Origin of the sequence: Rhodoferax sp. (genome assembly GCF_039922535.1) — a bacterium.
Lineage (GTDB): Bacteria > Pseudomonadota > Gammaproteobacteria > Burkholderiales > Burkholderiaceae_C > Rhodoferax_B.
Window position 1 is genome coordinate 1 of the sequence record NZ_JBDTEM010000173.1, and the last position, 6,951, is coordinate 6,951.

General features: G+C 65.2%; 7 protein-coding genes. 3 read left to right on the plus strand and 4 right to left on the minus strand.

The window, feature by feature from the left end:
• The 3 genes from ABI213_RS08095 to ABI213_RS08105 form a co-directional block, all read left to right on the plus strand.
• Positions 1 to 341: alpha/beta hydrolase (locus ABI213_RS08095; protein WP_348026673.1), on the plus strand; the 341-nt coding region annotated here is incomplete at its 5' end.
• Positions 342 to 409: 68 nt separating this feature from the next.
• The gene (locus ABI213_RS08100; RefSeq protein WP_348008300.1) at positions 410 to 880 is read left to right on the plus strand and encodes an AraC family transcriptional regulator; all 471 of its coding nucleotides are present in this window, start codon (positions 410 to 412) and stop codon (positions 878 to 880) included.
• Between the two features lie 216 nt (positions 881 to 1,096).
• On the plus strand, positions 1,097 to 1,915 hold the full coding sequence (locus ABI213_RS08105) for an AraC family transcriptional regulator (RefSeq protein WP_348008299.1): 819 nt from the start codon (positions 1,097 to 1,099) through the stop codon (positions 1,913 to 1,915).
• Between the two features lie 93 nt (positions 1,916 to 2,008).
• Here ABI213_RS08105 and ABI213_RS08110 read toward each other — a convergent pair whose 3' ends face one another.
• From ABI213_RS08110 to ABI213_RS08125, 4 genes are all read right to left on the minus strand, one after another.
• Positions 2,009 to 3,292 carry a lytic murein transglycosylase gene (locus tag ABI213_RS08110; protein WP_348008298.1) on the minus strand — a complete coding sequence of 428 codons (1,284 nt, stop codon included), beginning with the start codon at positions 3,290 to 3,292 and terminating at the stop codon, positions 2,009 to 2,011.
• A 32-nt stretch (positions 3,293 to 3,324) separates the two neighbouring features.
• Positions 3,325 to 4,833: a mercuric reductase gene (locus ABI213_RS08115; protein WP_348026675.1), complete on the minus strand. Its 1,509-nt coding sequence runs from the start codon at positions 4,831 to 4,833 to the stop codon at positions 3,325 to 3,327.
• Positions 4,830 to 6,116, minus strand: coding sequence for a glucoamylase family protein (locus ABI213_RS08120; RefSeq protein WP_348008389.1), 1,287 nt, complete (start codon positions 6,114 to 6,116; stop codon positions 4,830 to 4,832). The genes ABI213_RS08115 and ABI213_RS08120 overlap by 4 nt, the downstream gene beginning before the upstream one ends.
• A partial coding sequence (locus tag ABI213_RS08125) for a transketolase C-terminal domain-containing protein (RefSeq protein ID WP_348026677.1) occupies positions 6,116 to 6,951 on the minus strand: 836 nt, incomplete at its 5' end. The genes ABI213_RS08120 and ABI213_RS08125, both read right to left, overlap by 1 nt.

The following is a 6,951-nucleotide window of genomic DNA, read 5'->3' on the forward strand; positions in this document are numbered from 1 at the left end:
GGCCGTTCTACGGCTTCAATCGCCCGGATGCCAAGGTCTATCCAGGCGTGGCGCAAAACTGGTGGCGCCAAGGCATGATGGGTAGCGCCAAGGCGCACTACGACGGTGTCAAGGCCTTCTCGGAAACCGACCAAACCGAAGACTTGAAGGCGATCACCGTGCCCACGCTGGTGCTGCACGGCGATGACGACCAGATCGTACCGATTGCGGACTCCGCGCTGAAGGCCGTCAAGCTCCTGAAGAACGGCACACTCAAGGTCTATCAAGGCTACCCGCACGGCATGCTGACCACGCAGGCCGACGTGATCAATCCCGACTTGCTCGCCTTCGTAAAGTCGTGAAGCCCCAGGCGCCCCCGTCACCAGGGGCGCCACCCGCACCGGAGCAAGAGCAATACCGCGACATAGTCTTGCTAGCTCTGGTCCGGGCATTGATGGTGTCGCTGGAGCCACGCTATTTAGCCAGCCCACTGTTCATTGGGCAACTGCTGCAAGCACTGCAGACCCATCTGCTGGCAACCTATGGCACTACCGCGCCAGGCAGGTCCCGCCTGGGCGGGCTTTCCTTGCAGCACGAGGCCCGTGCCAAGGCATACCTGGCAAGGCAGCCGCTGCAGCACCTGTCCGTCGAAGCGGTAGCCGCGTTGTGCGGCTTGTCGCGCAGCCACTTCAGCAAGGCCTTCAAGATCAGCACCGGCCAGTCGCCGCACCAGTGGGTCATGCACCACCGTCTGCAGCAGGTAATGACACAGCTGAGAAGCGACAAACCGCTGGCCGACGTCGCCCGCGCTTGCGGGTTTACCGACCCCAGCCATTTGTCGCGGACCTTCCGGCGCGAGATGGGTGTATCGCCCAACGCGTGGCGCCGTCGGCAGCTATGAACGGCCTCCCAATACGTAGGGCTGCAGGTGGCAGCCTGCGGGAAAAAATGCTACCGTGCAGCCACTTTTCCATTCTGTTTTTTACGTGTTCTTCCATGATTTTGGTCACAAGGGCAATTGATGCGGGTTGAATCCACGTCTCCCACCAAACCACCACCCAGCAAGTCAACGGACTCGTTGGGTTGCATTGCAAGCCACCTCTACCAGGACCAGGAATTGGCTGGCGCAGGTGCCCGCTTCTACCGTAAACGCAACGAAAGCGCCGGCCTGAGCCCGGTGTTCACGCCCGCCAGCGAGCGGGGTTACCTGGTCGGCATCTCGCTGAGCGCGGGCCACCGCCGCCGTATCTTCCACGAACACCACGCTTCATCACACGACTTCGAAACCGGCTCGGTCTACGTGCGGAATTTTGCCGATGACTACCGGGCTGATCTGCAGGGGCGGTTCGACTTTCTGCTGGTGGAAATCGCGCCCAGCTTCTTTGACAACGCCACCGATGAACGGGTGGGCCGCCGCGTCACCGGCCTTGAATGCGTGACCGGCATGCACGACCCGGTGCTGGCCAACCTGGCCCGCGCGGTGGCACCCACGCTGGCGCGGCCGCACGAGGCCAGCACGCTGTTTATCGACCAGATGGGTATGGCCATTGGCACCTACCTGGCGGAGCAATATGGCGGGGCCACGCTGCCGTCGCGCAGGCGCATCCGGCGTTTGTCGCGGCAACACGAGGCGCGCGCCAAGGAGATGCTGCTCAGCAGCCTCGACGGCAAGCTGTCCATAGGCGATATCGCCCTGGCATGCAGTCTGTCGCGCAGCTATTTCAGCCGTTCGTTCCAGGAAACCACCGGCGAGACACCGCACCAGTGGCTGATGAAGCAGCGCGTGGAAATGGCCTGCGGATTGCTCGCCCAAGGCGCGCAGCCGCTGGCTGACATTGCTGTGGACTGCGGCTTTGCCGACCAGAGCCATTTCACCCGGGTGTTCACCCAGCACCTCGGCACCCCACCAGGCACTTGGCGGCGGCTGAACGCCTGATGGCGGTGGTGTGAAAGCCGGCCGAAATTTATAAAAAATCCGGCTCCAGCGCAGGTAGTGCCTGCGGCAACAGCTATTAAAAGCAGAGCATCCCTATGGCTGCTGCAAGCGCTGCAGCAAATCCAAGTCAGGATAGCCATCGGCAGGCAGACCGATGCTGCGCTGGTAAGCGCGGATGCCGTTGCGCGTGGTGGGCCCCATCATGCCGTCAGGTGCGCCGCTGGCAAAACCGCGCTGGTTCAAGGCGGTCTGCAAGGCCTGCAACTGGCTGCGCGACAACGCACGCAGATCGCGGGGCCACGGTGCCTGCACACCCGGCCCGTTATCCAGGCGCTGCGCCAGCAAACTCACGCCCAGCGCATAGCTAATGGAGTTGTTGTAGCGCAGGATGGCGCGAAAGCTGGGCCCCACCAGAAAGGCCGGCCCGCGCGCGCCAGCGGGCAGCAGCAGATCTGCATCGGCAAACGACGGCAGCGGTGCGCCGTCCATGCTGCGCAGGCCCTCGGCAGCCCACTGGGCCGAGGACTGCCGAAGCCCGGCGTCGGCACGGCCCACATCGAAGCCCGGCGGCAGCTGCACTTCGGTACCCCAGGGCTGGTCGGCTTGCCAGCCGGAGCGCGCCAGAAAGTTCGCGGTGGAGGCCATCACATCGGCCATGCTGCCCCAGATGTCGCGCCGACCGTCGCCATCGGCATCCACGGCGTAGGCCAGAAAGTTCGACGGCAAAAACTGGGTCTGGCCCATAGCGCCGGCCCAGGAACCGACCATGTGGGCACGGTCAATATCGCCGTTCTGCAAAATCTTCAAGGCCGCGAGGAGCTGGTCGCGCGCCCAGTCTTCGCGCCGGCCCTCGAAGCCCAGCGTGGCCAACGCGTCAATGGTCGGGATGTCGCCGTAGTTGCTGCCGTAGTTGCTCTCCATGCCCCAGATGGCCGCCAGAATGCTGGCGGGCACACCAAAACGCGCCGCCGCAGCATCCGCCTCAGCGCGGACCTGCATCAGCTTGTCTTGCCCGCGTATGACGCGTTGCGGCGACACCGCGCTGTCCAGGTAGTCCCAAACGGTGCGGGTGAACTCGGGCTGCGCACGGTCTAGCTCGACCACGCGCGGCAGATAACGCACGCCGTCGAATGCACCGTGGAGTGTGGCTTCGGAAATGCCTGCTGCGCGGGCGGTTACCAGGAAGCTATCCACCCAGCGGGTGAAGCCTTGTTGGAATACGGCCTCACTGTCTGCAGGTTGGGCGGTGGTGGTGGACGGAGGCGACAGGGGCGGAGCCTTGGAAGGTGCGGACGCGCAGCCCGCCAGCACGGCACTGGCCAGCGCCAAGGAGGCCAGCCAAGGGCGGCGCAATGGCAGAGAAATGGGCAGGGACATGGTGTCAATTTTCGCCTACGTGCGGCCCACCGCTACCGCCCCAGCCATTTGCGCTGCAGCCAGGCCCGCAGCGGCGATGCCAGCGTGTCGGCACAGGCACTGGCCGCCTGCCGGATCGCTTCGCCTTGGGTGGGGTAGGCGTGGACCACCTGGGCCAGTTGGCGCAGGCCCATGCCGGTCACCATGGCCATCGACACGGTGTTGACCATTTCCCCGGCGTAGCGGCCCACGATGGTGGCCCCCAGAATGCGGTCGGTCCCTTCGCGCACATGGATTTTGACAAAGCCGTCTTCTTCGCTGTCGGCGATGGCGCGGTCTACCGCGTGCATGGGCACGGTGAAGGTTTTCACAGGGATATTGCGCTCCCGAGCCTGCTGCACGTACAGACCCACGTGGGCCACCTGCGGGTCGGTGTAGGTGCACCAGGGGATCAGCAGGGCGCTGGCACGCTGGCGGCCCAGAAACAGGGCGTTGCGCACCACGATGCGTGCGGCGGCTTCGGCGGTGTTGGTGAAAGGAAGATCCATACACACGTCGCCTGCCGCAAAGATGCGCGGATTGGTAGTGCGCAAAAAGTCATTGACCTGGATGCCGACTTTGGCGTCGTAGGCCACGCCCGCCCGGTCCAAGTCCATGCCTTGCACCGCAGGCCTGCGGCCAATGCCCGTCAATATCGCGTCCACCACGGTTTCTGACACGTCGCCTTCGACCTGCATCTGGACCCGTTTGCGCCCACCCTCGGCCCGCACCGAAAGGATCTGGCAGTTCAAATGGATTTCCACGCCGTCGCGGGCCAGGCCATCGGACACCATTTGCGCCGCGTCGCGCTCTTCCTTGGGCAAAAACAGCGGCGCGCTGTGCGAGATCAGGGTGCGCGCACCAAACCGTGCAAAGGCCTGCGCCAGTTCGCAACCCAGTGGTCCACCGCCGATGACCAGCAGGCTAGGCGGCAGCGCCTGCAGATCGAAGACAGTTTCATTGTTTAAAAAGCCCGCCTCGGCCAGCCCGTCAATCTGCGGCCATACCGGGCGCGAGCCGGTGGCAATCAACGCCTTCTTGAAGCGCAACGTGCTGCCCGCCACCTCTACCGCATCGGGGCCCACAAAGCGCGCGTAGCCAAAGTGCAGATCAATGCCTTCGGCCGTTAACACCGCGGGCGAAATGGTCCGGCCCAGGCGCACGCGGATGCGCTGCACCCGGGCCATCGCGGCCCCAAAGTCCACGGCGATATCGGTAGGTGCTTGCACACCAAATTCGGCCGCATCCCGCATGTCAGCGTACAGGCTGGCGCTGCGGATCAGGGTTTTAGAGGGAATGCAGCCCTCATGGATGCAGTTGCCACCGATCTGGCGACCTTCTACCAGTGCCACCTTGGCCCCGGCGGCGGCGGCGGTGCGAGCGGCCACCAGCCCGGCCGGTCCCGCGCCCACCACCAGCAAGTCGTAGCGCCCACGCGGCACCGGGTTGCGCCAGCCGGGCGGGATCGCCTTGGGGCTGCGGTCTTGTGCCGCCTGGACACAGGCGGGGTCAGCGGCCCTCATGGTGTTAACCACCCACCGCTAAACCCGGCCCGCTGCAAACCTGCACGGATGTACGGGCTGCCGCGCAGCAGCTGCCACACCAGCCCAGAACGGTGGTTTTCCAGCATCAATACCAGCAGACCCTGGTCGAGTCCGAAAGTACCTTCCGACACCCAAGGCTCCCCGGTCGGCGTACGCACCGTGGCATTGAAGCCGCTGGCCAGCACCATGCGCTCGCCACCCTGGGTCACCCATTGGCGCACCGCAGGCAGCACGATCTCGGGGGCAAACACCAGCGAGGCCAGAGTGGCGGGGGCGGACAGCGTGCCGTCGTCGGGGCCGTAGGGCACGCCCCGGGCGGCGTAGCCGTAGAAGGTCTGTCGCCGACCGGCCACCCGCTGCCGGGGCGTGCTCGGCCCGTCTCCGGCAGACTGGCCCCAGCAGTCGGCCCCCAGGCCGGTGAAGCTGCGCGGGTTGCGGATGGCGTATTCGCGCTGGATGTAGGTGGCGCGGCGGCTGTTTTCAAAATAATCGCAGTCCTTTTCGCGCATGAAGCGGTCCTGGATACCCCGAAAGTCGATCCACGTTTGCGAAAACTGGTGGATGAACAGCGGGCCCGCGTACAAAAAATCGTAGCCGTACAGGTTTTCCCACTGGTAGGTGCGGGTCCAGGCCTCAAAGCTGCTGGTGGTCAGCGGATGGGTGGGCGAACCCAGGCCTAGCACGTAGAGGATGAGGGCCTCGCTGTAGCCCTGCCAGCCGTAGTGCAAAAAGCCACTCTCGGGCTTCCAGCCCAGCACCACGGCATCCCCCTTGTGCTGGGCCCAGCGCCAATCGACCCGACGGTACAGGGCATCGGCCAGCGCGCGCAGCTCGGTCTCGTCGGCGGTGGCGGCAGTGAAATAAGCCGCCGCCGTCAGCATGCCCGCAACCAGCAAGCTGCTGTCGATCAAGGACAGCTCGGACCGCCAGGCCCGGGTGCCCGTGTCCATGTGCAAAAAGTGGAAGTAAAAGCCGTGGGCACCGGTGGCTTCGGGTGTGCCGCTCTGGTCGCTGTGCGCAAAAAAGCGCAGCGCCGCCAAGCTGCGCTGCACCGCGTCGCCACGCGCCATCCAGCCCCGCTCCACCGCCACCGGATAGGCCGAAAGCGCAAAGCCCACCACGGCGATGCTGGCGTGCGAGCTGGGCCGCGAGGTATCCGCCACCAGGCCGTTGGCCAGGTTGGTGTGCTGGACAAAATAATCGAAGGCGCTGCGCTGCAGGCCGTCGAGCAAAGCCTCGTCGCCAGGTGCAAGTGGCTGCATCAGATCGCGCGGCACAAGGCGATTTGCTGCTGGGCGGCGGCCACCACATGGGCAACGTCAAAACCAAAATGTGATTGCACCACCTTACCGGGCGCCGACAACCCGAATGAACGCATGGCGATGGCTGCACCCCGGCGGCCCACGTATCGCTCCCAGCCCAGCGGCGAAGCCGCCTCTACCGAGACGCGGGCCTCTACACCGTCGGGCAGCACGCTGTCGCGGTAGACCGCATCCTGCTGCTCGAACAGTTCCCACGACGGCATGCTGACCACGCGGGCCCGGATGCCCTCGCCTTTCAAGTGCTCGTAAGCGGCGATGCACAGCGCCACCTCGCTGCCACTGGCCAGCAGCAACACCTCAGGCTTGCCTTCCTCCGCATCGGCCAGGATGTAAGCGCCGCGGCCGACACCGGCGGCGCTGGCGTAGCGGCTGCGGTCCAGCGTGGGCAGGGCCTGGCGCGACAGCACCAGACTGGCCGGGCAGTCGGTATGCTGCACCAGCACCCGCCAGGCTTCCACCACCTCGTTGGCATCGGCCGGACGCAGCACCAGCATGCCGGGCAAAGCGCGCAACGATGGCAACTGCTCAATGGGCTGGTGCGTCGGCCCGTCTTCGCCCATGGCGATGGAGTCGTGGGTCCAGACGTAGACCACCGGCAAGCCCATCATGGCGGCCAGCCGGACGGCTCCACGGCAGTAGTCGGTAAAAATCAAGAAACTGGCCGCGTAGGCACGCAGCCCCGCCAGCGCCATGCCACTGGCGGCGGCGCACATTGCATGTTCGCGAATCCCAAAATGGAAGTTGCGCCCGGCATACGTCCCCTTTGCTTGCAGTG